The organism is Rhabdothermincola salaria (assembly GCF_021246445.1).
Classification (GTDB): Bacteria; Actinomycetota; Acidimicrobiia; order Acidimicrobiales; family Acidimicrobilacustridaceae; genus Rhabdothermincola_A; species Rhabdothermincola_A salaria.
This window is the reverse complement of sequence record NZ_JAJQXW010000001.1, coordinates 836,422-862,142: the sequence shown is the minus strand read 5'-3', so window position 1 is coordinate 862,142 and position 25,721 is coordinate 836,422. Positions and strand designations below refer to the sequence as shown.

General features: G+C 72.4%; 20 protein-coding genes and 1 pseudogene. 9 read left to right on the top strand and 12 right to left on the bottom strand.

Features of this window, described 5'->3' with window-relative positions; translation table 11 throughout:
* Nucleotides 1-166: 166 nt before the first annotated feature.
* Complete coding sequence (locus LUW87_RS03945; protein ID WP_232669772.1) at nt 167-430, top strand: hypothetical protein; 264 nt, start codon at nt 167-169, stop codon at nt 428-430.
* Between the two features lie 119 nt (nt 431-549).
* Here the strand turns inward: LUW87_RS03945 and LUW87_RS03940 are convergent, their stop codons facing one another.
* From LUW87_RS03940 to LUW87_RS03925, 4 genes are read right to left on the bottom strand one after another with little or no spacing between them, the layout of a single operon-like run.
* Nucleotides 550-1,173 carry a GTP-binding protein gene (locus LUW87_RS03940; RefSeq protein ID WP_232669771.1) on the bottom strand — a complete coding sequence of 208 codons (624 nt, stop codon included), beginning with the start codon at nt 1,171-1,173 and terminating at the stop codon, nt 550-552.
* On the bottom strand, nt 1,154-1,543 hold the full coding sequence (locus tag LUW87_RS03935) for a DUF742 domain-containing protein (RefSeq protein WP_232669770.1): 390 nt from the start codon (nt 1,541-1,543) through the stop codon (nt 1,154-1,156). Before LUW87_RS03935 ends, LUW87_RS03940 begins: the two co-directional genes overlap by 20 nt.
* Complete coding sequence (locus LUW87_RS03930; protein ID WP_232669769.1) at nt 1,540-1,962, bottom strand: roadblock/LC7 domain-containing protein; 423 nt, start codon at nt 1,960-1,962, stop codon at nt 1,540-1,542. Before LUW87_RS03930 ends, LUW87_RS03935 begins: the two co-directional genes overlap by 4 nt.
* Before the next feature lie 60 nt (nt 1,963-2,022).
* Nucleotides 2,023-4,650, bottom strand: coding sequence for a nitrate- and nitrite sensing domain-containing protein (locus LUW87_RS03925; protein ID WP_232669768.1), 2,628 nt, complete (start codon nt 4,648-4,650; stop codon nt 2,023-2,025).
* 471 nt (nt 4,651-5,121) lie between these two features.
* Between LUW87_RS03925 and LUW87_RS03920 the strand changes: the two are divergent.
* Nucleotides 5,122-5,553: pseudogene (locus tag LUW87_RS03920) on the top strand (RDD family protein); the annotation flags it as partial.
* Between the two features lie 43 nt (nt 5,554-5,596).
* On the top strand, nt 5,597-6,334 hold the full coding sequence (locus LUW87_RS03915; protein ID WP_232669766.1) for a hypothetical protein: 738 nt from the start codon (nt 5,597-5,599) through the stop codon (nt 6,332-6,334).
* 87 nt (nt 6,335-6,421) lie between these two features.
* Here the strand turns inward: LUW87_RS03915 and LUW87_RS03910 are convergent, their stop codons facing one another.
* Both LUW87_RS03910 and gltB read right to left on the bottom strand, forming a co-directional pair.
* Nucleotides 6,422-7,885 carry a glutamate synthase subunit beta gene (locus tag LUW87_RS03910; protein ID WP_232669765.1) on the bottom strand — a complete coding sequence of 488 codons (1,464 nt, stop codon included), beginning with the start codon at nt 7,883-7,885 and terminating at the stop codon, nt 6,422-6,424.
* Nucleotides 7,886-7,916: 31 nt separating this feature from the next.
* Nucleotides 7,917-12,479, bottom strand: a complete 4,563-nt coding sequence (gene gltB, locus LUW87_RS03905; RefSeq protein ID WP_232669764.1) for a glutamate synthase large subunit — start codon at nt 12,477-12,479, stop codon at nt 7,917-7,919.
* Between the two features lie 175 nt (nt 12,480-12,654).
* Here gltB and LUW87_RS03900 point away from each other — a divergent pair, with 175 nt between their 5' ends.
* Nucleotides 12,655-14,004: a M18 family aminopeptidase gene (locus tag LUW87_RS03900; RefSeq protein ID WP_232669763.1), complete on the top strand. Its 1,350-nt coding sequence runs from the start codon at nt 12,655-12,657 to the stop codon at nt 14,002-14,004.
* Nucleotides 14,005-14,122: 118 nt separating this feature from the next.
* Here the strand turns inward: LUW87_RS03900 and LUW87_RS03895 are convergent, their stop codons facing one another.
* Entirely contained in the window at nt 14,123-15,634 is a 1,512-nt protein-coding gene (locus tag LUW87_RS03895; protein ID WP_232669762.1) for an AMP-binding protein, read from the bottom strand.
* A 108-nt stretch (nt 15,635-15,742) separates the two neighbouring features.
* Between LUW87_RS03895 and LUW87_RS03890 the strand changes: the two genes are divergently transcribed.
* The 4 genes from LUW87_RS03890 to LUW87_RS03875 all read left to right on the top strand — a co-directional run bounded on the left by LUW87_RS03890 (nt 15,743) and on the right by LUW87_RS03875 (nt 17,913).
* Complete coding sequence (locus tag LUW87_RS03890; RefSeq protein ID WP_232669761.1) at nt 15,743-16,234, top strand: hypothetical protein; 492 nt, start codon at nt 15,743-15,745, stop codon at nt 16,232-16,234.
* A gap of 15 nt (nt 16,235-16,249) precedes the next feature.
* Complete coding sequence (locus tag LUW87_RS03885) at nt 16,250-16,849, top strand: hypothetical protein (RefSeq protein ID WP_232669760.1); 600 nt, start codon at nt 16,250-16,252, stop codon at nt 16,847-16,849.
* 80 nt (nt 16,850-16,929) lie between these two features.
* Nucleotides 16,930-17,529 carry a hypothetical protein gene (locus LUW87_RS03880; protein WP_232669759.1) on the top strand — a complete coding sequence of 200 codons (600 nt, stop codon included), beginning with the start codon at nt 16,930-16,932 and terminating at the stop codon, nt 17,527-17,529.
* Between the two features lie 39 nt (nt 17,530-17,568).
* Nucleotides 17,569-17,913: a YbjQ family protein gene (locus tag LUW87_RS03875; protein ID WP_232669758.1), complete on the top strand. Its 345-nt coding sequence runs from the start codon at nt 17,569-17,571 to the stop codon at nt 17,911-17,913.
* A 9-nt stretch (nt 17,914-17,922) separates the two neighbouring features.
* Here LUW87_RS03875 and LUW87_RS03870 read toward each other — a convergent pair whose 3' ends face one another.
* The 5 genes from LUW87_RS03870 to LUW87_RS03850 all read right to left on the bottom strand — a co-directional run bounded on the left by LUW87_RS03870 (nt 17,923) and on the right by LUW87_RS03850 (nt 24,219).
* Nucleotides 17,923-18,324, bottom strand: coding sequence for a hypothetical protein (locus LUW87_RS03870; RefSeq protein ID WP_232669757.1), 402 nt, complete (start codon nt 18,322-18,324; stop codon nt 17,923-17,925).
* Nucleotides 18,325-18,361: 37 nt separating this feature from the next.
* On the bottom strand, nt 18,362-20,905 hold the full coding sequence (locus tag LUW87_RS03865; protein WP_232669756.1) for an FtsX-like permease family protein: 2,544 nt from the start codon (nt 20,903-20,905) through the stop codon (nt 18,362-18,364).
* Nucleotides 20,906-22,177 (bottom strand): amidohydrolase family protein, encoded by a 1,272-nt coding sequence (locus tag LUW87_RS03860; protein WP_232669755.1) that lies wholly within the window; start codon nt 22,175-22,177, stop codon nt 20,906-20,908. It lies immediately after the preceding gene.
* On the bottom strand, nt 22,174-23,076 hold the full coding sequence (locus LUW87_RS03855; RefSeq protein WP_232669754.1) for an LCP family protein: 903 nt from the start codon (nt 23,074-23,076) through the stop codon (nt 22,174-22,176). Before LUW87_RS03855 ends, LUW87_RS03860 begins: the two co-directional genes overlap by 4 nt.
* A gap of 444 nt (nt 23,077-23,520) precedes the next feature.
* The gene (locus LUW87_RS03850; RefSeq protein ID WP_232669753.1) at nt 23,521-24,219 is read right to left on the bottom strand and encodes a class I SAM-dependent methyltransferase; all 699 of its coding nucleotides are present in this window, start codon (nt 24,217-24,219) and stop codon (nt 23,521-23,523) included.
* 111 nt (nt 24,220-24,330) lie between these two features.
* Between LUW87_RS03850 and LUW87_RS03845 the strand changes: the two genes are divergently transcribed.
* Nucleotides 24,331-25,575, top strand: coding sequence for an NAD(P)/FAD-dependent oxidoreductase (locus LUW87_RS03845; protein WP_232669752.1), 1,245 nt, complete (start codon nt 24,331-24,333; stop codon nt 25,573-25,575).
* Nucleotides 25,576-25,721 lie beyond the last annotated feature (146 nt).

The following is a 25,721-nucleotide window of genomic DNA, read 5'->3' as shown; positions in this document are numbered from 1 at the left end:
TTCGCGCCACCACGGACTGCCCATCTCCGCAGAGCTACGTCGCAGGCGTGGTCGTCAGTGGTTCACGCCAGTAGGCCGCGCCGGACCCCGTGGCTTCGCTCGGTGGTGGTGTGCCGAGCCCGGCCCGGATCCGGGACGGGGTGGGTTCGACCGTTACCGTGAGGTGGTGGACGGCATCCTCGAGCTCTTCGGCGCCATCGCCTGGACAGCGGTGCTCTGCGTGCCCCTCGGCGTGTCGCTGTGGGCCCTCCTCGACTGCGCTCGCCGCCCGGGCTGGGCGTGGGCCCTGGCCGGGCGCCGCCAGGTGGTGTGGCTGGCCGCCATCTGCATCGGGGTGATCTCGGTCGTCGGCGGTCTGGCCGTGTCGGGCTGGTACCTGCTCAAGATCCGGCCCCTCGTGGCCCGGGCCGAGTCCGGCGTGGGCACCTGAGGCGCACAGCCCCCTGGCACCCGTCGCGCCGCTTGCGACCACGAAAGGAACCAGCGGGATGACCCACCACCCGGCCACCTCGGGCGGCGAGCCGGCGAGGATCGTGGGCGCGTGGTCGCTCAGGTGGTCGTGGCCCGCAACAGCGCGTGCTGGACCAACTCGAGCAGAGCGACCTTGGTCTGGTTGCGGTCGCGGGCGTCGGTGGTGATGAGCGGCACGTCCTCGGGGACGGCGAGGGCTTCGCGCACGTCCTCGAGCCGGTGCTGCTGGCGCCCGTGGAACAGGTTGACGGCCACGACGAAGGGCACTCCGTGCGACTCCATGTAGTCGACCGCCGGGAAGCAGTCCGCCAGCCTGCTGGTGTCGACGAGCACCACCGCCCCGATGGCGCCGCGGACGAGGTCGTCCCACATGAACTGGAAGCGGTCCTGCCCGGGCGTACCGAAGAGGTACAGGATCAGGTCTTCGCCGAGGGTGATGCGCCCGAAGTCCATGGCCACGGTGGTCGAGGTCTTCCCGGTGTTGGTGCCACCGGTCTCGTCGATCCCCTCGGCCATCTTGGTCATCGCCGCTTCGGTGGTGAGCGGAGCGATCTCGGAGATGGAGCCGACGAACGTGGTCTTGCCCACCGCGAACCCGCCGGCGACGATGATCTTGACCGGGAGCGGCACCGTGCTCGCGTCGGTGGTGGCGGACACCCCGCCGGCGGTGTCGGTGGAGGGTTCAGAGCGCTTGAAGGCCATCGAGGACCCTTTCGAGGAGGCTCAGGTCGGGCCGGTCGCCGGCGCCGGTGTGCTGGGGGACGGTGGCGGTGAGCAGGCCCTCGCCGGTCATGTCACCGACGAGGACTCGTGCCACCCCGAGAGGGATCTGCAGGTGGGCGGAGATCTCCGCCAGCGACAGCGGCTGGTGACAGCGCGTGACGATGTCCTTGCGCTCGAGGGTCAGCTCCGGTGCCAGCATCTTGCCGCGCTCGGTGACGAGCACGAGCGATTCGAGCGGGAAGTCGGCCGCCGAGCGGGTGCGACCGCCGGTGAGGACGTAGGAGCGGACGCGGAGGACGGGCTCGTCGTCGGGGCCGGAGCGGCCGTACGAGGCACCCGTGGTGGTCATCGCGGGAGCGTCGCCTGGAGCTCGGCGCGGATCTCGGGGGTGAGCACCGTGCCCGCCCGTTCGACGAGGACAGCCATCTCGTAGCCCACCAGGCCGACGTCGCACTCGGCGTCGGCCACGCAGGCCAGGCACGAGCCGTCGCTGATCCCGGTGACGAACAAGAACGCGTACTCCATCTCGATGATCACCTCGTTCACCGCCCCTCCTCCGAAGCGTCCGGCTGCGCCGTAGGCCAGCCCGATCAGTCCGGACGCCACCGCCGCGAACCGGTCGGCGGCATCGCGGTCGAGCCCCGCCGACGTGGCGATGGGGAGCCCATCGGAGGACACCACCACGGCTTCGTTCACGCCGGGGATGCGCTCGGCGAAGCTCTGGACCAGCCAGTTGAGGTTCCGTGCTCCTGCGGAGAGCTCGATCATCGTGTCGTGATCCTTTGTGTGGGGACCGGTGAGGCGCCGGTCGTCGGGCCGGTCAGGGGGTCAGGCATCGGCGTCGCCAGGCGTGTCGTCGTCGGGGGTGCTGTTGCGCCCCCGGTCGAGACCGGAGCGGTAGCGCGACAGCATCCGGCGTACCTCGTCAGGGGACCGTGAGGTCCGGGTGGCAGCCCGGGGCATGGTGGCCGCGGCCTCGAGGGGGTCGACCGGGGCGGACGTCTGGCGCTTGGGGCTGCGCCGAACCAGCCCCGCCGCCGTCAGCTCGTCGTCGTCGACCGCAGGGGTCGGGTCGGTAGGGGCAGGCGCCGGTGAGGACGAGCGGGGCGGGGCGGTGGAGGGCGCCGCCCCCCTGACGGGCAACGGTGCCGGACGGGCGGGACCCGCCGCCGGAGCGGGTGGTGTCGTCGCTCGCACGGGCAGGCCACCGGGGCCCGGCTCGACGCCGGCGCGCACCGGCTGGCGGGTGGGCAGCGGAGCCGGCTCGGGGCTCGCCACGACCGGCACGTCGGGCGGGGCGAGGGGTTCTGCCTCCGGGCCCGGTGCGGGCTCCCGTTCGGGCTCCGGATCCGAGCTGACGGGTGCCGGAGCGGCGACGTCCGGGGCCGTGGGCCCGGACGGCCCCGTCGTGGTCCCTCGTGGCGGCGTGGCGGTGTCGGGCTCGCCGGCGCGGACCGCTCCGCCCATCTCGGGCCCGACGGCGGTCTCGTCGACCTCGTCGGCGGCCTTGGTGTCCTCGGCGTACTCCACCACCGAGTAGGGCAGGGTCACGGTGGCGACCGTGCCACCGTCGGGAGCTGCGCTCACCGCCACCGACAGCCCGAACCGGGCGGCGAGACGGCCCACGACGATGAACCCGAGGGAGCGGGTGAGGGACAGCCCGACGAGGGGTGGCCGGGCCAGCTGGGCGTTGGCGTCGGCCCGCTGTTCGGCGTTCATGCCGATGCCGGCATCGGTCACCGTGACGACGTAGCCGTTGCGGTCGTCGCGGCGACCGTCGACCCGCACGTTGGTGTCGGGCGGCGAGAAGTGGGTGGCGTTCTCCATCAGCTCCGACAACATGTGGGCCAGGTCGACGGCGACGTTGCCGGCGATGGTCGCCTGGTCGAGGGCCACCAGGTCGATGCGGGCGAAGTCCTCGACCTCGCCGATGGCGACCCGCACGACATCGGCCACGGGCACGGGCCGCCCCCGTCGGCGAGGGGGTTCGGCGCCGGCGAGCACGAGCAGCGACTCGGCGTTGCGCCGCATGCGGGTGGCCAGGTGGTCGAGGCGGAACAGGTTCTCGAGCTGGTCGGGGTCCTCTTCGTTGCGCTCGAGATCGTCGATGAACTCGATCTGGCGGTCGAGGAGGCTCTGGTTGCGGCGGGCCAGGTGCACGAAGATGTCGCCGATGCCCTTGCGCAGCAGGCGGCTCTGCTCGTCGGCCACGTCGACGGTCACGGCCTGGATGGTGTTGAAGGCCTCGGCCAGCTGTCCGATCTCGTCGCGGGAGTCCACCGGGATGGGACGCAACGTCTCGGCGAGGGATTCGGCGTCCTCGTCGTCGGGGTCCCGGAGCTGCTCGACCAGGGCGGGAAGCTGCTCGGTCGACAGGGCGTAGGCGGCGGTGGTGAGCCGGTCGAGCGGCCGGGTGACGGATCGGGTCACGGCCACGGCGACGGCCAGGGCCACCGCCAGGGCGCCCACCCCGCCGAGCAGGTAGAAGGTCACGGCCTGGGAGGCGTCGTCGCCCAGCTGACGGGCGGCGTCGATGACGCCGGTCGTGACGATGGTGTCCACCTCGGCGAGGGCCTCGAGGCGGTCGAGGGCCGCCGAGGTCACCGCGCCCGCCGGCACCGTGAGGGTCGTCCCGTCGGGCGCCTCGGACAGGACCTCGGCGGCGAGCTCGTCGAAGCGGGACCCGGCGGCCCGAGCATCCTGCTCGAGCTGACGTTCCTCGGGGGTGGCGCTGCCGGCCCCGAAGGCCCGGTTGGCCTGCTCGAGGTCCTGGGAGGCCTGGACGGCCGCGGTGTAAGCCTCGCATTCGGCTCCGAACGTCAAGCAGACGTCCCCGGCGAGGTTGGTGAACGCCCCCAGACGGGTGGCGGCCACGATCTGGGTGGCGTAGATCCCCTGGGCTTCGCTGATCCGCTCGAGCGACGAGACGGTGGCCAGGCCCCGCAGGAGCTCGGGGTCGTTGGCGCTCTGCACCAGAGAGGCGTTGACGCCGACCAGGGCGTTGATGGTCTCGGCGTAGGCCTGGCCCACTGCGAAGGGTTGCACCTGGCCGATGTCGACGGAGGTCCGGATGGTCTGCAGCGACGCCACCCGGTTGTCGGCCAGGCGGACCGCCTCGGCGACCGCCGTGCCTTCCTGGGCGGGGTCGACCCGGTCGGCGACCTCCTCGTAGCGGCCGAGGGCCTCGTCGGTGGCGCTTCGAGCGGCGGACAGGTCGTCGCCGCCCACCGCCCCTTCGGTGGCGACCGACGTCACCGACCAGATCGACTCCACCTGCAGGGCCTGGAAGAGGTCGGCGTCGGCGGCGGCCAGCTCGGCGACCTCGACGACGCGGTCGGCGCTGCGGGCCACGTCCAGGCGGTCACGCACGCCGAGCGTCACCAGCACGACGATCACCAGCGCCGGGGCCGCCAGGATGGCGAGGAGCTTGGTTCCGACCTTCAGGTTTCGCAGCATCGATCTCGGCCTCTCCGCCGGCTGGTTGGTCGTCCGGCGTGTCGGTGACGGCTCAGGAGGGCGTGGCACCTCTCAGGTTGGTTGATCGGGCCGTTCGGCCCATGACTTGAGGCTCTGGGACCGACCCGTCGGTCGCGGGACGCCACGATCGACGTCGTCATCGACCCGCCACAGGTCGCTGCGCCGGCTCAACAAGAAGTCCCTCACCCACGCGCCGCGCGTGAGTAAGTTGTCGCGCACCCGAGCGGGATCGCCCCCTCGGAGAGCCCGGTGCCGGGTCATGCAGCAGGCGGGTCCTCGAACGTGGGCTCGGGGAGGAACGCAATGAGTGACATGTCGCAAGGACCAGGTTGGTGGCAGGCCTCCGACGGCAAGTGGTACCCGCCGGAGCAGTCCCCCACTGCGGGGGCCGGCGCCAGCGCCGCCTCGGTACCCGGTGAGAGCGCCCACGGGCCGCTCGCCGACTGGGGCACCCGCGCCATCGCCTACCTGATCGACGTGGGCTTCGCCGTGGTCCTGTGGATCATCGGGTTCATCCTCGTCGCCATCGTGGCGGCCATCTCGGAGACCCTCGGCGCCATCGTGGGCGTGCTGCTCTACATCGTCTTGTCGTTCATCTTCCTGTACTACGGCTTCCTGGTCGGCGCCAAGGGACGCAGCCCTGGTATGGCGATCATCGGCCTGCGTTGCGTGGGCGAGGAGACCGGTCAGGTCATCGGTGGGGGCATGGGCGTCGTGCGCACCATCGCCCACATCGTCGACAGCATCATCTGCTACGTCGGTTGGTTCTTCCCCCTGTGGGATCCGAAGCGCCAGACCCTCGCCGACAAGATCATGAAGACCGTCGTCGTGAAGGACGACGCATCCAAGGCCGGGTTCGGTCCCGACCTGTTCAAGCCCTGATCACCGATCCGACCAACCGACACATCACAGGAGAACCAACTCGATGAGCGATTCCTCACAGGGCCCCGGCTGGTGGCAGGCCTCCGACGGCAAGTGGTACCCACCTGAGCAGGCACCCAGCGGGCCCACGCCCGGCGGAGGCGACTTCGCCATGGCCGGCGGTGGCACCGCCGGGACGCTCGACATCGGTGCCGCCCTCGGCTACGGCTGGAACAAGTTCGTCCAGTACATCGGGCAGATCATCCTGATCGTGCTGGTGATCTTCGTGGTGCAGGGCGCCTTCTTCGCCATCTCGCGCATCATCGGCGCCGACAACAGCATCAGCGCGTTGGTGCTCGGTCAGGCGGTGGCCATCATCGGCTGGGTGATCGGCCTCATCCTGCAGGCCGGTCTGATCCGTGCCGGGCTGGCCGTGACGAACGGTCAGGCCCCCGATGTCTCGATGCTGTTCCAGACGGCGAACCTCGGCTCGTTCATCATCGCCACGATCCTGGTCGGCCTGCTGTTCTTCGTGGGCTTCCTGGCCTGCTGCATCGGCATGATCGTGGTCGCCATCTTCACGCTCTTCTACGGCTACTTCGTGATCGACCGCAGCGCCCAGCCGGTCGACTCCATCTCCAGCAGCTTCAAGCTGGTGAAGGAGAACTTCGGGTCGGTCGCGCTGTTCGCCGTCGTGGTGTTCGTGCTGAACCTGATCACCTGCGGTCTCGCCGTGGGTGTCACCCAGATCGCCACCGCCTACGCCTACAAGAGCCTGACCGGTCAGCCCATCGCCGCCTGATCGTCCGGCCCTGCCCACGACGAGAGCGCCCCGGACCGTCCGGTCCGGGGCGCTTCGCGTTCGCTGGAGAGGGCCGTGAGCGGCCCGTCAGACGAGCGGGCCGACGTCGGGGGTGAGCGGGGCGGGCAAGAGGCTCTCGCCCATGAGGTGCCCATCCACCGCGGCGGCAGCGGCGCGTCCCTCGGCGATGGCCCACACGATGAGGCTCTGGCCCCGGCCCATGTCGCCGGCGACGAACACCCCGTCGACGTTGGTGGACCAGTCAGCGTCGCGGGCCACGTTGCCCCGCCCGTCGTAGTCGACGCCGAGCTGATCGAGCAGGCCGCCCTTCTCGGGCCCCACGAAGCCCATGGCCAGGAAGACGAGGTCGCACTCGAGCTCGAACTCGCTGCCCTCCACGGGCACGAAGGTCGGTCGTCCGTCGACGACCTCGGAGACGACCTCGACGCCCTGCAGGGCCCGGAGGCGCCCTTCGCCGTCACCGAGGAACTCCATGGTGTTCACGGCGTACACGCGCTCGCCGCCCTCCTCGTGGGCCGACGAGGTGCGGTAGATCATGGGCCACGTCGGCCACGGGTTGGTCTCGGGTCGGTCTTCGGGGGGTCGGGGCATGATCTCGAACTGGTGGACGGACGCGGCCCCCTGCCGGTGGGCGGTGCCCAGGCAGTCGGCGCCGGTGTCGCCACCGCCGATGATGACGACCTTCTTGCCGCCGGCGTGGATGGGAGGGGTCGCCATGTCGCCCTGCTGGACGCGGTTGGCCATGGGCAGGTACTCCATGGCCTGGTGGACCCCCCGGAGCTCGCGCCCCGGGATGGGCAGGTCGCGCGCCGCGGTCGCGCCACCGGCGAGGACGATGGCGTCGAACTCGCGGCGCAGGTCGTCGGCGGTGAGGTCGACGCCGACGTTGACGCCGGCCCGGAACTCGGTGCCCTCGGCCCGCATCTGCTCGAGTCGGCGGTCGAGGTGGCGCTTCTCCATCTTGAACTCGGGGATCCCGTAGCGCAGCAGGCCTCCGATGCGATCGGCTCGCTCGAACACCACCACCTCGTGGCCGGCCCGGGTGAGCTGCTGGGCGGCCGCGAGGCCGGCGGGCCCGGAGCCCACCACGGCGACCCGCTTGCCGGTGCGCTCGTCGGCGACGACCGGGGTCACCCATCCCTCGGACCAGGCGCGGTCGATGATCTCGACCTCGACCTGCTTGATGGTCACCGGGTCGGCGTTGATCCCGAGCACGCACGCGGCCTCGCACGGCGCCGGGCACAGGCGGCCGGTGAACTCCGGGAAGTTGTTGGTGGCGTGGAGGCGATCGATGGCCTCGTGCCAGTGGTCGCGGTAGACGAGGTCGTTCCAGTCCGGGATGAGGTTGCCCAACGGGCACCCGTTGTTGCAGAACGGGATGCCGCAGTCCATGCAACGGCTGGCCTGGTCGCGGACCTTGGTGATCGGGAAGTCCTCGTAGACCTCGCGCCAGTCCCTGAGGCGGACGGGCACCTCCCGTCGGGTGGGGAGCTCCCGGGGGAGCTTCAAGAAGCCGGTGATGTCACCCATCGTCGTCGTCCTCGCTGAGAGAGTCGGTGCCTCAGACCCGGGCGGCGGCCATGACGGCCTCCACGGGGTCGAGGCCGTTGGCCAGGGCGTCGCGCTCGGCGAGCAGCACCCGCTTGTAGTCCTTGGGCATGACCTTCACCACCCGTTCCGTGGTGGCCTCCCAGTCCTCGAGGAGGCGCTCGGCGACCGCCGAACCGGTCTCGGCGAGGTGGCGGGCCACACGATCACGCAGCCATTCGACGTCGTCGGCGTCGGGCGCCTCGAGGTCGACCATCTCGGGGTTGACCCGCGACGGGAAGGTGCCGTCCGGGTCGAGCACGAAGGCGATGCCCCCGCTCATGCCCGCACCGAAGTTGCGCCCGGTCGGCCCGAGGACGACGACCCGTCCGCCGGTCATGTACTCGCAGGCGTGGTCCCCCACCCCTTCGACGACCGCCACGGCGCCGGAGTTGCGCACACCGAAGCGTTCGCCGACCACACCTCGCAGGAAGACCTCTCCGGCGGTGGCACCGTAGAGGATGACGTTGCCGGCGATGATGTTGTCCTCGGCGACGAAGGGCGAGTCGGCCGGCGGTCGCACCACCAGCCGGCCCCCGGAGAGGCCCTTGCCCACGTAGTCGTTGGCGTCGCCCGACAGCCGCAGGGTGATCCCGCGTGGGACGAAGGCGCCGAAGCTCTGACCGGCCGATCCGGTGAAGTCGACGACGATCGTGTCCTCGGGGAGCCCCTCGCCGCCCCGGCGCCGGGTCACCTCGGCGCCGAGCATGGTGCCCACGGTGCGGTTCACGTTGCGGATGCCCATCTCGATCGACACGCGCTCGCCTCGCTCGAGGGCCGGCGCGGCCAGCTCGATCAGACGGTTGTCGAGGGCGTGCTGCAACCCGTGGTCCTGGGTGGCGACCTGGTGGCGGGCTGCGCCTTCGGCGAGCTCGGGCACGTGCAGGATCGGGGTGAGGTCGAGCCCGCTGGCCTTCCAGTGGTCGACGGCCGCAGCCGCGTCGATCAGCTCGGCGCGCCCGATGGCCTCTTCGAGGGTCCGGAAGCCCAGCTCGGCCAGCAGCTCGCGGACCTCTTCGGCGATGTACTCGAAGAAGTTGACGACGAACTCGGGCTTGCCGTTGAAGCGCTTGCGCAGCTCGGGGTTCTGGGTGGCGATCCCCACCGGACAGGTGTCGAGGTGGCAGACGCGCATCATCACGCATCCCGACACGACCAAGGGGGCGGTGGCGAAGCCGAACTCCTCGGCGCCGAGCAGCGCGGCGATGACCACGTCGCGTCCGGTCTTGAGCTGCCCGTCGACCTGCACCACGATGCGGTCGCGCAAGCCGTTGAGCAGCAGCGTCTGCTGCGTCTCGGCCAGGCCGAGCTCCCACGGTGCCCCCGCGTGCTTGAGCGAGGTGAGCGGCGACGCACCGGTGCCCCCGTCGTGGCCGGAGATGAGCACCACGTCGGCGTGGGCCTTGGACACGCCCGCCGCCACCGTGCCGACGCCGACCTCGGCCACGAGCTTGACGTGCACCCGCGCCTGGTCGTTGGCGTTCTTGAGGTCGTGGATGAGCTGGGCCAGGTCCTCGATCGAGTAGATGTCGTGGTGCGGTGGCGGCGAGATGAGTCCCACCCCCGGCGTGGAGTGCCGGGTCTTGGCGATCCACGGGTAGACCTTGCCGCCCGGGAGCTGCCCGCCCTCGCCCGGCTTGGCGCCCTGGGCCATCTTGATCTGGATGTCGTCGGCGTTGACCAGGTACTCGCTGGTGACCCCGAACCGTCCGGATGCGACCTGCTTGATGGACGAGCGCTTGGAGTCGCCGTTGGGCATGGTCACGAACCGCTCGGGGTCCTCGCCGCCCTCACCGGTGTTGGACTTGGCGCCCAGGCGGTTCATGGCGATGGCCAGGTTCTCGTGGGCCTCGGCCGAGATCGACCCGTAGGACATGGCTCCGGTGGAGAACCGCTTCACGATCTCGCTGGCGGGCTCGACGTCGTCGATCGGGATCGACGGGCGCTCCCCCGCCCGGAGTCGGAACAGGCCGCGCAGGGTGGCCAGGTGGGCCGCCTGCTCGTCGACGCGCTGGGTGTACTCCTTGAACACGTCGTAGCGCTTGGCCCGCGTGGAGTGCTGCAGCTTGTAGACGGTCTCGGGGTTGAAGAGGTGGTACTCCCCTTCGCGCCGCCACTGGTACTCGCCGCCGACGGCGAGCGTGCGGTGGGCTCGCTCGGTGGCGTTGACCGGATAGGCCATGGCGTGGCGGCGGCGGACCTCCTCGGCGATCTCGTCGAGCCCGATGCCGCCGAGACGGCTGACCGTGCCGGTGAAGAACTCGCCGACGAGCTCGTCACCGAGGCCGACGGCCTCGAAGATCTGGGCGCCGGTGTAGGAGGCCACGGTCGAGATGCCCATCTTGGACATGACCTTGAGGACGCCCTTGCTGGCGGCCTTGATGTAGTTGGCCACCGCCGCGGTGGGGTCGTGGAACTCGCTGAGCCCCTCGGCGATGCGGTCCTCGATGGTCTCGAAGGCGAGGTAGGGGTTGACGGCCGCCGCCCCGAAGCCGATGAGCAGGCACATGTGGTGCACCTCGCGGGCCTCGGCCGTCTCGACGACGAGGCCCACCTTGGTGCGGGTCTTCTCGCGGATGAGGTGGTGGTGCACCGCCGCGGTGAACAGCAGCGACGGGATCGGGGCCTGGTGCTCGCTCGATCCCCGGTCGGAGAGCACCAACATGGTGGCGCCGCCGGCGATGGCCTCGCTGGCCTGCCGGCGCACCTCGTCGAGGGCGCGGCGCAGTCCGGCGCCGCCCTCGGCCACCGGGTACAAGCACGAGATGTCGACGGTGGCGAAGTCCTCCATGCCGTCGTAGTCGGCGATGTGGCGCAGCTTGGCCATCTCGTCGTTGTCGAGGACCGGCCGGGGCACGAACAGCTGACGACACGACGTCGGCTGGGGGTTCAAGAGGTTGCGCTCGGGGCCGAGGGTGCCGCCCAGGGCGGTGACGAGCTCCTCGCGGATGGCGTCGAGGGGCGGGTTGGTGACCTGGGCGAAGAGCTGGTTGAAGTAGTCGAACAGCAGCCGCGGCCGATCGGAGAGCACGGCGATCGGGGTGTCGGTGCCCATCGAGCCGATGGGCTCGAGCCCGGCACGGGCCATGGGCTCGAGGATGATCCGGATCTCTTCCTCGGTGTACCCGAACACCTGTTGGCGGTTCACGACGGTGTCGTGCAGGGCCAACGTGTGGGTGCGCGCCGGGAGCTCGGCGAGGTCGATCTGGTGGGCCGCCAGCCATTCGCCGTAGGGGTGGGACTCGGCCAGGTGCCCCTTGATCTCCTCGTCGTCGATGATGCGGCCGGCCGTGGTGTCGACGAGGAACATCCGTCCGGGCTGCAGACGGCCCTTCTGGACGACCTTGGCCGGATCGACCTCGATCACGCCGACCTCGGAGGCCATGATCACCAGGTCGTCGCTGGTCACCCAGTAGCGCGAGGGGCGCAGGCCGTTGCGGTCGAGGACCGCACCGATGACGCTGCCGTCGGTGAAGGCGATGGAGGCGGGGCCGTCCCAGGGCTCCATCAGCGAGGCGTGGTAGCGGTAGAAGTCGCGCTTGGCCTTCGGCATGGACGGCTGGTGCTCCCACGCCTCGGGGATCATCATGAGCACCGCGTGGGGAAGCTCGTACCCGCCCATGTGCAAAAGTTCGAGCACCTCGTCGAAGGTGGCCGAGTCGCTGGCCTCGGGGGTGCAGATGGGGAAGATCCGATCGAGGTCCCCGGGGAGCAGGTCGGTGTGCAGCAGGGCCTCGCGGGCGCGCATCCAGTTGCGGTTGCCCTGCACCGTGTTGATCTCGCCGTTGTGGGCGACGTAGCGGAACGGATGGGCCAGGGGCCACGACGGGAACGTGTTGGTGGAGAAGCGCGAGTGCACGAGCGCCAGGGCGGACTCGACGCGCTCGTCGAGCAGGTCGGGGAAGAAGGCCGGCAGCTGCGCGGTGGTGAGCATGCCCTTGTAGACGAAGGTGCGACACGACAGCGACGGGAAGTAGGTGCCTCCATCGGCCGTCAGTTCACCCAGCTCGTGCTCGATGCGCTTGCGGACCACGTAGACCCGGCGCTCGAGGGCCATGTCGGCCAGGCCGTCCCCGGCGAGGAAGGGCTGGCGGAAGGTGGGCTCCACCCCTGCGGCCTGGCTGCCGATCATGGAGTCGTCGTGGGGCACGTCGCGCCAACCGAGGACGCGCAGCCCCTCGCTGGTGGCGATCTTCTCGATGGCGGCGGCGGCCTCGGCGGCCCGTTCGGGGTCTCGCGGCAGGAACCCGAGCCCGGTCGCGTAGTGGCCCTCGGGTGGGAGCGGGAAGTCGACGACCTCGCGCAGGAAACGGTCGGGCACCTGCAGGAGGATCCCTGCGCCGTCGCCGGTGTTGGTCTCCGCGCCGGCCGCCCCGCGGTGTTCGAGGTTGCCGAGCGCGCCGACGCCGTGGCGGACGATGTCGTGGCTGCGCAGCCCCTTCATGTGCACGACGAAGCTCACGCCGCAGGCGTCGTGCTCGAAACGGGAGTCGTAGAGGCCCTGGGGTGCCGGGACGGCAGAGGACAGCGAAGGCATGCGTCTTTCCTGAGAACGTGGGTGGGCGCGCGGGACGCGTGGATCACGACACGTCTCGGGGACGACGCTGGCCCCGTGACGGATGGAGAAATCTAGCGGGCAGGGCGCCGATCCGGCCAACCCGGGCGATCGGCCGGGCACCGTCGACGGTGACGCCCTTCGTTAGGGTGCGGGTGTGCCCCACCCCGAACGCCCTCTTGCGACCACGCCGGCCACGGATGCCGCGGTCGACCAGGCGACGGACCTGTGCGGGTTCCTCGACGCTGCCCCCTCCCCGTACCACGCGGTGGGCGAGGTGCGCCGCCGTCTCGTGGAGCGGGGCTTCAGCGAGATCGACGAGTCCGCGCCCTGGCCCCGACAGCGCGGTCGACACCTCGTCAGCCGGGGCGGCACCCTGGTGGCCTGGTCGACGGAGGACCCGGCCCGGGTCGAGGACGGCTTCCGGATCGTGGGCGCCCACACCGATTCGCCCAACCTGCGGATCAAACCCCGTGCCGACGCCGGACAGGCCGGGTGGCGCCAGCTCGGCGTCGAGGTCTACGGCGGAGTGCTGTTGAACTCCTGGCTCGATCGTGATCTCGGGCTGTCGGGGCGCGTCGCCGTGCGTTCGGGCAGCGATGGCGGAGCCGAGGTCAGGCTCGTCCGTGACGACCGACCGCTGCTGCGGGTCCCCCAGCTGGCCATCCACCTCGACCGGGGGGTCAACGACGGGCTGAAGCTGAACCCCCAGACCCAGATGACCCCGGTGTGGGGCACCGGCTCCGTCGACGAGGGCGGGTTCCGGGCCCACCTGGCGGACCTGGCCGAGGTCGAGCCCGGCGACGTCTTGTCCTGGGACGTGATGGCGCACGACCTCACCCCTGCCACCCTGCTCGGCCTCGATCGGTCCCTGCTGGCGGGCGCCCGCATCGACAACCTGCTGTCGTGCCACGCCGGCACCAGCGCCCTGCTGCGGGCGCTCGACGAGATCGACGACGGCGCGGCGGGCTCTCACCGACCCGTCCCCGTCGTGTGCCTCTTCGATCACGAGGAGGTCGGCAGCGAGTCCTCCTCCGGGGCATCGGGATCGGTGCTGGCCACCGTCCTCGAGCGGATCGCCCTGGGGGCCGGGGTCGACCGCGACGGGTGGTTCGCCGCGCTGGCCCGGTCGGCGTGCATCTCCGCCGACGGCGCCCACGCCACGCACCCCAACTACACCGAGCGCCACGAGCCGGCCCACCACGTCGCCGTCAACGCCGGACCGGTGGTGAAGGCCAACGCCAACGTGCGCTACGCCACCGACGCCCCGAGTGCGGCCCTGGTCCGGCTCGCGGCCGAGGCGGCGGCGGTGCCCCTGCAGGAGTTCGTCGTGCGCACCGACATGCCGTGCGGCTCCACCATCGGCCCGGTCACCGCGGCGCGCCTCGGTGTGCCCACCGTCGACGTCGGGGTCGCGCAGCTCTCGATGCACTCGGCCCGCGAGCTGTGCGGCAGCGCCGATCCCGAGCTCTTCGCCCGGCTCCTGGTCCGGTTCCTGCGTCCCTGACCCGCCCCGAGGTCGCCCCTCCCTCCCCAACCTGTCGGGAGAGGGCGTCACCTGTCAGCGCCCTGCGCCGACCGCTACGACGCGGGGCGAGCAGTGCCGGGGGCATGGGTCGTCAGCGTCAGATCCGGCGGCCCTCGTCGGGCCAGTAGCGGTCGCGCAGTACCCGCGTGTGGAGCTTGCCCGTGGGGTACCGCGGCAGGTGCTCCTCGAAGTCGACCGACCGCGGCACCTTGTAGCCGGCCAGGTGGTCGCGGGCGAACGCCAGCAGCTCGGCTTCCATGTCCGGGCCGGCCGAGTGGCCCGGGAGGAGCTCCACCGCGGCCTTCACCTGCTCACCCCACTCCTCGTCAGGGATCCCGAACACCGCGACGTCGGCCACGGCCGGGTGCTCGGCAAGCGCCTGGGCGACCTCGGTCGGGTACACGTTGACCCCTCCGGAGATGATCATGTCGGCCGCACGGTCCGAGAGGTACACGTAACCGTCGGCGTCGACCCGGCCGATGTCGCCCAGGGTGTAGGTGCCGGGTGCCCGGAACGCGGCCGCGGTCTTCTCCGGCGCCCGGTGGTACTCGAAGACGCGGTCGACGCGTGCGTTGTGGCACCACAGCGTGCCGGTCTCCCCGGCCGGGAGGCGCCGGCCGTCGTCGTCGGTCGCGTACACCTCGTAGGTCGACACGGGGCGACCGACGGTGCCGGGGTGGCTGAGCCAGTCCTCGCTGTCGGCCACCGTGACGTAGCCGCCCTCGCTGCCACCCCAGTACTCGACGAGCACCGGCCCCCACCAATCGATCATGGCCTGCTTCACGGACGGCGCGATGGGCGCCGCCCCGTGCAGCACGGTCTGCAGCGGGGACGGGTCGAAGGCGGCCCGCTCGTCTGCGGGGAGGCGCAGGAGGCGCACGAACATGGTGGGCACGAGGTGGGTGGTGGTGACCTGGTGCTCGGCGATCAGTGAGAGGGCACGACGTTCGTCCCAGCGGGGCATGACGACGAGCGGCGCGCCGTTGTGCAGGTCGATGAGGGCGAATCCCAGCGGGGCGGCGTGGTGCAGCGGGCCGGTGACCAGGTGGGCACCCAGGCCCTGCAACCCGAGTGGGCGTCCCGAGGCCGCCAGGGAGCGCAGTTGGGCCCCGAGGTCCGATGCCACCGCCCGGCGGACCCCCTTGGGTCGACCGGTGGTGCCGCTGGTGTAGAGCATGGTGCCCCCGGCCGGGCCGGTGAGGGGGAACGGCTCGTCCGGCGCCGCCGCGAGCACACGGTCGAGCTCGGCACCGGCGACGACGACCGTCCGGTCGCCGGCCGCCTCCCGGACCAGTCCTGCGTGCTCCGCGTCGGTCACCACGACCGTGGCGCCGCTGTCGTCGAGGACGTAGCGGACCTCTTCCGTGGTGAGGTGCCGGTTCACCGGCGTGAGCCACATCCCGGCCAAGGTGGCCGCCAGCACGGCCTCGACCGCCTCCGACCGGTTCCCGAGCAGGCAGGCCACGTGCCCACCGGGCGACACGCCCTCGTCGCCCCACCAGCGCCCGAGGCGGGTGGCGCGATCGACGAGCTCGGCCCGCGTGAGCGAACGGGTGAGGTCGGTGACGGCCACCCGATCGGGCGCCGTCGCCGCGAGGTCGAGCAGCACCTGCGCATCGTGGCACGCCCGTTGCCCTGGAGCGCACCCGTCGACCCGGGCGACGGCCCGCGGGAACGGGTTCTGCTCGACTCCCCCGCCGGGCTCTACCCTCGGGCCGTGGTCATCCCCCCGCCCCGCTCTCCGGTGCCTCGCCGGCCGGCCCCCTTCGCCCTCGCCGTGCTCGCCGTGCTCGCCCTCGTCGGTGTCGGCTGCAGCGACGACCAGACCACCGACGGGGCACCGGCCACCGACACCACGACCATCTCGCTGCCCGACAGCCTGGTACCGACGACCACCGCGATCGGCGACACGACCACCACCGAGGCGGCACCGACCGGCGTGGTGGTCGACTCCTTCGCCGTGCGAGCGCCGCTGTCGTGCACCGAGCCCACCTACGACGCAACCGTCGAGTGGGAGGCCCGGAGGGCGGTCGCCGCCACCGTGATCGTCGACGGCACCCAGGTGGCCGGGCCCGTGCCCGTCGAGGGTCCCTTCGTGGTGACCCTCCCCTGCGACGGCGTGGGCCACGCCGTGGCGCTCGTGGTCGTCGGGGCCGACGACTCGAGGGTGATCCGCACCCAGGCGGTGCTGCCCGGTCCCCGGGACTGAACGACGGTGGCCTCAATGTCGCTGACCGAGGCGTTGGGGGTGCTCGGCGTGGTGCCGGGCACGCCCCTGGCGGACGTGCGACTCGTCTATCGCTCGCTGGTGCGCCGCAGCCACCCGGATCTGCGCCACGAGCCGGACGCCACCGCCCGCACGGCCCGCATCACGGCCGCCTTCGCCACGGTCCGGGCCGCGACCCTCGCGACAGGGGGCGAGCTGGTGCCGGCCCCCGCGCCGACGCCGCCGAGCGCGTCGGCCCGGACGGCGGCCGAAGGGCGTCCGCCCACCGGGGCCCCGGGTCCCACCGAGGCGACCGAGGCCGACACCGTCGATGGCGACACCATCGCCATCACCGTGCCGCCCTCGGAAGCCTTCGCCCTGCTGCTCGACGCGGCTGCCCGCGTCGGTTCCGTCGGCTACGTCGATCGCCAGCTGGGCCTGCTCGAGGTACTGGTGCGCTTCGAGGGCGGACCCACCTGCTCGGTGCTGTGCACCCTGCAGGGCCGGGCCTTCGTCACGGAGGTGTTCTGCACCATGGACTCCATCGAGGCCGCTCCCGCGCCACCGCTGCGGCCGGTGGTCGAAGCCCTCGTCGACGCCCTGCGTTCACCTGGGTGAACGCCGGACGACGCAGCATCCACCCAGGGAGGGCACCGACGCGTCAGCATTGAGGGAACCCACGAGATGAGGGGGTGCCCATGTCGATGATGAGCCGTGCGTGGATGCTCGACCCGATCGAGTTCCACCTCGATCTCGAGGCGCTCCGGCGATCGCCCGACGGTGACGTGGCCGTTCGGGAACAGGCACTGCGCACCTGGGTCAGCACCGATCCCATCGTGCGCTCCTACCTCGAGGTCCTCCCCGTCTCACATCCGGATGAGTGGATGAACGGCACCGACGCGTCGTACCTCACCGACTGGTACCGGGTGCTCATGGCGCCCTACCTCATCCCCACCAGGGCCTTCCACGCCCCTGACCTGCTGCGCCGACGGCTCCCGGACCTCGGCTGGCCGCCGTGCGAGGCCCGACGGCTGGCCCGGGGGCGCGAGCTGATCCAGCTCACCGAACGCTTCGGCAGCGACGGTCTCTCGGCCGTGCTGTCCCCGCACCTCCGGCTCGGGAACAAGGGCTGGCTGGCCCACGAGGACCTCCTCACGGGTCTCGATCGGATGCGCCGCCTCGACCGGGCCGCCTTCCGCCACCACCAGGACCTGGTGCCGGTGGTCGAGAACGCCTTCGAGGTCCTCGAGGCCGCGGCCACCAAGCCCGACCACGTCATGCTCAGCATCGCCGACTGACCTCACCCCCAACCCGCAACCGACCCTCCGAGGATCCTCATGGCCGAACCCGGCGCCACCCCCCTGCCCATCCCGTGCTCCACCACCTACGAGCTGCCCGGGCTCTCCGTGGACCAGAACGTGGGCCTGTGCTTCGGTCTCGTGGTGCGCAGCGTCGGCCTGGCCAAGGGGTTCACCGGCGGCATCCGCTCGCTGAAGGCGGGCGAGGTGCCCGAGTACACCGGGGTGGTGGAGGAAGCCCGACGCCACGCCCTCGAACGCCTCGTCGCCCACGCCCAGGAGCTCGGTGCCAACGCCGTGGTGGGCGTGCGCTTCGACTCCTCCGACGTGGGCCAGGGCCTGTCGGAGATCGTGGCCTACGGCACCGCCGTCATCGCTCGCTGAGCCCGGCGCTCAGCGCCACCGTCGGCCGGTCAGCCAGGCCGCCCCGGCGACGCCGGCGTAGGCCACGGTGATCGCCCAGAACCACGGATCGCCCGGGGCATGGACGTACCGGGTGAACCCGAGCCCCAGCCCGACCCCGAGGGGCACGCTCACGATCACCATCCGGCGCGGCGACGGCCTCGACCACCCCAGGTGCTCGAGCACGAAGTCCACCAGCGCCGGCAGGGTCGCCACGGCGTAGCCCGCGATCTCCACCGTCGGAGGCAGTCGCACCCCCAGCACCCCGACGACGAGCACTCCGAAGGCCAACGGATACATCCACAGGCACCGGCGGCAGACGTGGCGACCGCCCACGAGGGTGCAACGCTCGTAGTCGTCGGGCCAGTGGTGCGACAGCCAAAGGGGGGTCACGTCCTCCTCGGGGCGGCTCATCGGAGCCCCGGCGCCGTCACGTCGACCCCAGGGCCGAGACGATGTCGGTGCGTCCCGCCCGCCAGGCGGGCACCACGGCGGCGAGGACCCCGGCCCCGACGGCGACCACGAACGCCACGGCCACCGTCACCCACGGCAGGGCCAGCACGGCATCGGACTGGGCGGCCACCACGGCGGCACCGAACGCGAGGCCGAGCACCACCCCCTGGGCGGTGCCGAACAGGGCGACGAGCACGGCCTCCCCCCGCACGGTGGCTGCCGCCTGGCTGGCGGTCATGCCCACGGCCCGCAACAAACCGAGCTCGTGGCGCCGTTCGAACACCGAGAGGGCGAGGGAGTTGGCGATGCCGAGCAGGGCGATCGCCACCGAGAGGGCCAACAACCCGTAGACGATCACCAGCGCCAGGTCGATCGCCCCGGCGAGGGCGTCGGCCTGCCCCTGAGGCGTGGACACCTCGACCTGGGGTGCTCCCTCGGCCACCGCCTCGACGGCGGTCTCGAGTCGACCGAGCGCGGCGCCATCGCCCGCGGCTCCGGCCACCAGCACCTCGCGTACGACGAGGTCCGGCGGGGCGACGCCAGCGGTGAAGGCCGCAGGGGTGATCACGGCGTCGGCGAGGACGTCGTCGACGCCGTAGACGGCCACCACCTCGAGGGTCCGACGAGCGGTGGGCAGGTCCACGGTGATGGCGTCGCCCACGGCCACACCGAGGTCGTCGGCCAGCCCGGCCCGCAGGGCGATGCCACGATCGGTGAGGGCGCGCAGGTCTCCGTCGCGCACGTCGGCCACCACGACCTCCTCGAGCGCATCCGGCTCGGCGCCGATGACCGTGCGGACCTCGTCACCGATCCCCGCCGACGTCGCCCGCAGCGCCACCGCGAGCTCGACGCCGTCGGTGGCGCCGATCGCGTCGACGGTCTCGTCGGGCACGCCGAGCGTGCTGCCGCCGCTCACGATGACGTCCGCGGCGTAGGACGACGTGAGGCGACTGGCCGAGGTGGCCTTGAGCGACTCGGCGAACGTGGCCACCAGCACGACGAGGGTCACACCGATCATCAGCGCGGCCGCGGTGGAGGCCGTCCGGCGGGGGTTGCGCACGGCGTTGGCCCGTCCGAGGCGACCCGTGGGCCCCGTGGCCCGTTCCAGCGGCCATCCGACCACCGAGGTGAAGCGCCCGGCGGCCAGCGGCCCCAGGGTGGTCACGGCCACGAAGAGCAGCGCCAACCCGACCCCGACCACGGCCTCCCGGCGGGGGGGTTGGCCGACCAGGCCCCAGAGGAGCAGCCCACCGCCGACGATCACCTCGCCGGCACCGATGAGGCCGCGACGCCAGGGGCGGACCTCGGCGTCGAGCGCGCTCTCCCGCAGCGCGGCGATCGGAGGGATCGACGCGGCTCTCCGGGCCGGCACGACCGCGGCGACGGTGGTGACCGCCACGCCGGCGGCCGCCGCCAACAGCAGCGATGGCTGGAGGACGAGAGCGATCTCCGCGTCGGCGACCACGGCCGCGCCCACCCGGACGGCGAGGAAGAGGCCACCGCCCACCAACAGCCCGAGCAGCGAGGCCAGCAGGCCGGTGAGGAGGCCCTCGGCCAGCAACGCGCCCAGGACCTGTCGTCGCCCGGCCCCGATTGCTCGCATCAGGGCGATCTCGCGCCCTCGGCGGGCCAGGAGGATCGAGAAGGTGTTGAAGATGATGAAGCCCCCGACGAAGAGGGCGATGCCGGCGAACACGACGAAGAAGCCCGTCGCAGCCGAGGCCAGGAGGCGCACGAGGTCGCGTATGGCCTGGACCAGCTCGTCGCCGGGAGCGACCTCGACCGCGGGTCCGAGTGCGGCCTCCAGCCGGCGGATGAGCTCTTCTTGGGCCACCCCTTCGGCGGCCGCCACGCGCACCTCGTCGACGAAGCCCTCCGGTGCCCCCAGCAGGGGGCCGGCGGTCGGGGCGACGCCGAGGACCGTGTCGAAGCTCAAGGCCGCACTGGTGGTGGGTTCGGCCAGCCCGACGACGGTGAGGGTCCGGGCCCCGTCGCGCAGCGAGATGTCGAGCGTGTCGCCCACCCCGACCTCGAACATGGTGGCGTCGGCCGATCGCAGCACGACCTCGTCGACGCTGACCGGGGCCCGCCCGAGATCGAGGGTGGCGCCGTCGAGCTCCGGGTCACCGATCCAGGTGGTGACCTCGGCCGGGGCGTCGTCGCCCGGCGCGAAGGGCAGGGACACGTCGGTGAGCACCCCGGGGGCGCTCACCACACCCGCCGCGAGGCGGACCCCCTCGATAGCGGCCGCCGCGTCGACCACCGTCGCGGGCAGTGGGGGGCGAGTGGCGAGGACGCCGAGGCTGCCGCCGCCGCTGTCGTCGGCGTCGAAGGGCAACGGCGCTCGCACCAGGGCGACACCGGAGATCTCGTCGGCACCGATGCCGTCGATGCTGCGGTCGAGAGCGCCCGACAGCAGCAGGGTGGCGACCAGGAAGGCCACGCCGACGACCACGGCGAAGCCGGTGAGGGCGAGGCGCAGCGCGTGGCCGCGGAGGTTCGCCCGCAGGAGGCGCAGCACTCAGGCGCCGCCGCGGATCCGCTCGGCGCGGGAGCGCACCTCGGCGATGACCTCGGCCTCACCCGCGACCGTGCGGCCCTCCATGAGCACCCGACCGGCGACGACGGTCGTGTCGACCACCGAGCCGTTGGCCGCGTACACCAGGTTCTCGAGCAGCGGACCGGGCACCATCTCCGGCCGTTCGGTGTCGATGAGCAGGAGGTCGGCGGGGGCCCCCGGGGTGAGGCGGTCGCCGCCCAGCAGGGGTGACGAGGCGGCCAGGGCGGTGGCCCAGGCCTCCTCGGCCGGGAGCACCGTCGGGTCGCCCGAGCCGCCCTTGTGCACCAAGGCCAGCACCTTGAGGTCACCCAACAGGTCGAGGGCGTTGTTCGATGCGGTGCCGTCGGTGCCGATGGCCACCGAGGTGCCCGCCGCCCGGGCCCGTGTCCACGGGAAGGTGCCGGCCGCCAACTTCATGTTGGAGACCGGGTTGGTGGCCACGGTGGTGCCCCGTTCGGCGAGCAGGGCGAGCTCGTCGTCATCGAGCCAGCACCCGTGGGCGACGACGGTGCGCGGGCCCAGCAGGCCGTGACGCTCCAGCAGGGCGGTGGGCCGAGCCCCCGTGGCGGCCACGCTGGCGGTGTTCTCGCCCTCGGTCTCGGAGAGGTGGATGTGCACGGGGGCCCCGGTGCGGTCGGCCAGCTCGCCGAGCGCCTCGAGGGACCGGGGGGAGACCGTGTACACGGCGTGGGGGCCGAGCGACGCCACGACCAAAGGGCCGAGCCGGCCCAGCTCCTCGAGGGAGGCCTCGGCGGTGGCGAGCAGGGCACCGGTGTCGGCGCCGGGGTTGCCGGGCCCGCCGTCGATCAGCACCTGGCTGGCGGTGGTGCGCAAACCGGCGTCGGCCGCCGCCCGGCCGACGGCCTCGGCGTGCCAGTACATGTCGACGAAGTGCACCGTGCCGCCGCGGATCATCTCGAGCGCGGCCAGCCGGGTGGCCCAGTAGACGTCGTCGGCGGTGAGCCGGGCCTCGGCGGGCCACACCCTCTCCTCGAGCCAGGGCATGAGGTGCAGGTCGTCGCCGAAGCTGCGCAGGAGGGTCATGGCGGCGTGGGTGTGGGCGTTGACCAGGCCCGTGACCAGCGCCATGCCCCGGGCGTCGACGACCTCGTCGCCAGCCGCCACGACGACCTCGGGGCCCATGGCGTCGATCACCCCGTCACGGCACCGCACGTTGGTGGGACGGCCGTCGACGCGTGCGTCGACCACGACCAGGGGCGGGGCCGGGCTCACTGGCCGAAGCTCGCGATGATCTCGGCCGCACCGGGCTCTTGCAGCTCCAGCACGGCGGCGCCTCCCGAGGTCGTCCGTGGGGTGACGGGGAGGGCCACCGCGTCGGGTGATGCCCCCCGGAAGTCCCAGGCCAGGCGGAGCGCGTCGAGGTAGCCGAGGGCGTCGTCGATCTTCATGCCGGCGCCGAGCGAACCGGGGATCCGGGCCAGCGAGAGCGGGTTCCGTTCGCCGCCGATGGCCGACATCATGGCGCTGAGGAACTCTCGTTGGCGCTCGGTGCGCCCGATGTCGCCGGTCGGATCGGGTCGCCACGTGCCGTCCACCAGTTCTTCGTAGTACCGGCTGCGGACGTAGGCCAGGGCCTGGGTGCCGTCGAGGGTGACAGGGCCGGCCGTGTCGATCTGGAGCCCGGAGTTGGCGTCGCGGGCGGGCGCGGGCACGTCGATGGTGATGCCTCCCACCGCGTCGACCAGCCGCCCGAAGCTGACGAAGTTGATCTCGAGGTAGTGCTCGACGGGGATGCCGAGGTTGCGCACCGCGGTGACGAGGTTGGCGGGTCCCTCGGCGAAGGTGGAGTTCACCCGGCCCATCTCGCCCGTCGCCGGGTTCTGCACCCAGAGGTCACGGGGGATCGACAGGAGCCGCGCCCCTCCGCTCTCCATGCGCAGGACCATGATCGTGTCGGTGCGCGCCCCCGCCACGTCCTCGGCCAGGAAGGCCCCGGCGTTGGGGTCGTCGGGGGAGATGCCCTCGCGCGAGTCGGTGCCCACGATGAGGTAGTTCGTGCCGCCGGCACCGCTGCTGGAGGAGAGGGCGGCGGCGACGTCGACGCGGGGGATGCGCGAGAACTGCCACCAGCCGAACAGGAACAAGCCCACCGGCAGGGCCAGCAGCGCCACGACCGCGAAGACGACGAGGCGGCGCCACGGGACACCTCGGGCTCGGCGAGGCGGCCGAGCGCCTCCTCCTCCCCCTCGGCGCCCGCCCGGGGGCACCCCGGGGGGTGGCGGGGAGGCCGCGAGCGACGGGGCCGGCGACGAGCTCGAACTACGCCCGATGACCGTGACGGGGCGCTTGGCCGGCGACGGGGCCACGGCGGGCGGTGCCGGGGCGCTCGCCGCCGCGCCCACCGCCGGCGCCGAGGGCGCTCCTGAGCTCTCCGGTCGCGCCGGTGTCCCCACCACCACGTGGCGCAGTTCGGCATCGACGGACCGCCCGATCACCCGACGGGCCGCCGGTTCGGGGGACGGCCCCGGGGCGTCGTCAGCCACGAGCCGGGGCGAGGGAGGCAGGACCGCAGGGCACGGACGACGAGCGTAGGGCGACGCGGGCGTCGACCTGTGTCACGGCAGACGTCCCCAGACCACGAGGTGGCGATCCGAGATGACGTCGACGCGCAGGGCATCGAGCCCGGCGGTCACCAACTGGTCCCTGACCTCGTCGGGGCGGTACGCCGCCGCCAAGGAGTTGCGGAAGTCCTCGACCAGCACGTCGGGCTCACCCGTCGCGTGGCGGGCCACCAGATCGTCGAGGGTGGCGCCGTCGCCGGGGCGGCAGAGGTCGGCCACGTGCACGGCGCCCCCCGGGGCTCCCAGCACCTTCACCGAGGACCACAGCGCACCGGGATCGTCGAGGTGGTGCAGCACGCTGTTGGACACCACCAGCCCGAACCGGCCGGACAGGTCCTCGTCGACGTCGGGCAGACGGGCCTCGGCCACCGTCACCCGGACGGCCAGGCCGAGGGCGTCGATCCGGGCCCGGGCCAGGCCCAACATGACGGGCCCGGCGTCGAGCCCGAGCACCGACGCCTCGGGGAGCCGTCGGGCCAGGCGGACGGTGACATCGGCCGGGCCGCATCCGAGATCGACGACCTCGAGGCCGGCGCCGCGACCGAGCTCCGGGTGACGCCGCACCACGTCGTCGACGATCGCCTCGTGCGCCGCCGCGAAGTCGCCCTCGCTGTAGGCGCGGGCCTGGTCCCTGTCCTCCATGAGCGCCGGTTCCGGCACCCGCTCGGCCAGCGTGGGGTCGGAGGGGGTCACGGGACGCGAGCGTACCGAGGGCCAGCGTGGGCGGCCGGACGCCGACGTCCGCCCCGGTCTGTGCGCCCTCGACCCCGAGGCGAGGGACGGGCATCGGTAACGTCGTCAGCCATGGCACACGACGTGGTGATCGTCGGGGCCGGCCTGGCCGGTCTCGCCGCTGCCCGGACGCTCGTCGAGGCCGGGCTCGACGTGGCCCTGCTCGAGGCGTCCGACGGCGTCGGCGGCCGGGTCCGCACCGACGTCGTCGACGGACACCGACTCGACCGGGGCTTCCAGATCCTGTTGACGGCCTATCCCGAGGTGCGTCGCTGGGTCGACCCCGAGAGCCTGTCGCTGTGCCGCTTCGAGCCGGGCGCCGTGGTCCGGATCGGCGGTCGGTTCCACCGGGTCGGTGATCCTCTCCGACGGCCCCAGGACCTGATCCCCACCCTGCGGGCGCCGATCGGCAGCCTGGCCGACAAGGCCCGGGTGCTGGCCCTCGTGGCCTCGGATCGCCGGGGCCCGGCCGGCGCCCTCCTGAGGCGGCCGGATCGCTCCACCCAGGAACGACTCGAGCGCTTCGGCTTCAGCCCGGTCATGATCGAGCGCTTCTTCCGCCCCCTCTTCGCCGGCATCCAGCTCGACCCCACCCTCGAGGTCTCGGCGCGGCGCTTCGACATCATCTGGCGCATGCTCGCCGAGGGTGATGCCGCAGTCCCGGCCGGCGGCATGGGGGTGCTCCCCCAGCGGATCGCCGCGCCGCTCCCCCGCGGCGTGGTCCACCTCGACCGCCCGGTGGACCACCTCGTGGGCACGACGGCGGTGGGCCAGGACGGGTCACGCGTCGAGGGCCGGGCCCTGCTGGTCGCCACCGATGGCCCCACGGCGTCACACCTGCTCGGGCTGCGCGAGGTCGGCTCACGGCCCGTCGCGGCCGTCTGGTTCAGCGCCCCGGAGCCACCGAGGAGAGGGGCGGTGCTGATGCTCGACGGCGACAGCTCCGGCCCCGCCGCCAACGTGGCGGTGATGAGCGAGACCGCTCGCTCCTACGCCCCGCCGGGTCGGTCGCTCATCGTGGCCGCCGTCCCGGGACCGGCCGCGCTGGACCCGGATCTGGCCGTGGCCGTGACCCGCCAGATGCTGCGCTGGTTCGGTCCCGGCGTCGAGGAGTGGGAGGTCCTGCGGGTGGACGTGATCCGCCACGGCCAGCCCGACCAGAGGCCGCCGCTCGACCCTCGCCAGCCCGTCGCCGTGGGCGAGCGGCGCTACGTGTGCGGCGACCACCGCGACACCGCGTCCATCCAGGGCGCGCTCGTCTCGGGTCGCCGGGCGGCCAGGCAGGTGTGCCTCGACATCGGGTCCGGAACGGGCTGAGCGACCGCGGCGGGCCGGCACCACCGGTGCCGACCAGCTTCACTTGTGCGGTCATGGTCGGCCTTGTCGGTGCCAGTTCGCTGTGGTAGCACTCTGCCTTCCGCCGGACGACCGCCGAGCGGGTCTCCGGGTGACCGGAGCAGGGA

Coding starts and splice junctions, on each gene's coding strand:
- LUW87_RS03880 (WP_232669759.1), top strand. CDS start 16,930: ATGTCGATGATGAGCCGTGCGTGGATGCTCGACCCGATCGAGTTCCAC.
- LUW87_RS03915 (WP_232669766.1), top strand. CDS start 5,597: ATGAGCGATTCCTCACAGGGCCCCGGCTGGTGGCAGGCCTCCGACGGC.
- gltB (WP_232669764.1), bottom strand. CDS start 12,479: ATGCCTTCGCTGTCCTCTGCCGTCCCGGCACCCCAGGGCCTCTACGAC.
- LUW87_RS03910 (WP_232669765.1), bottom strand. CDS start 7,885: ATGGGTGACATCACCGGCTTCTTGAAGCTCCCCCGGGAGCTCCCCACC.
- LUW87_RS03940 (WP_232669771.1), bottom strand. CDS start 1,173: ATGGCCTTCAAGCGCTCTGAACCCTCCACCGACACCGCCGGCGGGGTG.
- LUW87_RS03935 (WP_232669770.1), bottom strand. CDS start 1,543: ATGACCACCACGGGTGCCTCGTACGGCCGCTCCGGCCCCGACGACGAG.
- LUW87_RS03930 (WP_232669769.1), bottom strand. CDS start 1,962: ATGATCGAGCTCTCCGCAGGAGCACGGAACCTCAACTGGCTGGTCCAG.
- LUW87_RS03885 (WP_232669760.1), top strand. CDS start 16,250: ATGTCGCTGACCGAGGCGTTGGGGGTGCTCGGCGTGGTGCCGGGCACG.
- LUW87_RS03925 (WP_232669768.1), bottom strand. CDS start 4,650: ATGCTGCGAAACCTGAAGGTCGGAACCAAGCTCCTCGCCATCCTGGCG.
- LUW87_RS03875 (WP_232669758.1), top strand. CDS start 17,569: ATGGCCGAACCCGGCGCCACCCCCCTGCCCATCCCGTGCTCCACCACC.
- LUW87_RS03845 (WP_232669752.1), top strand. CDS start 24,331: ATGGCACACGACGTGGTGATCGTCGGGGCCGGCCTGGCCGGTCTCGCC.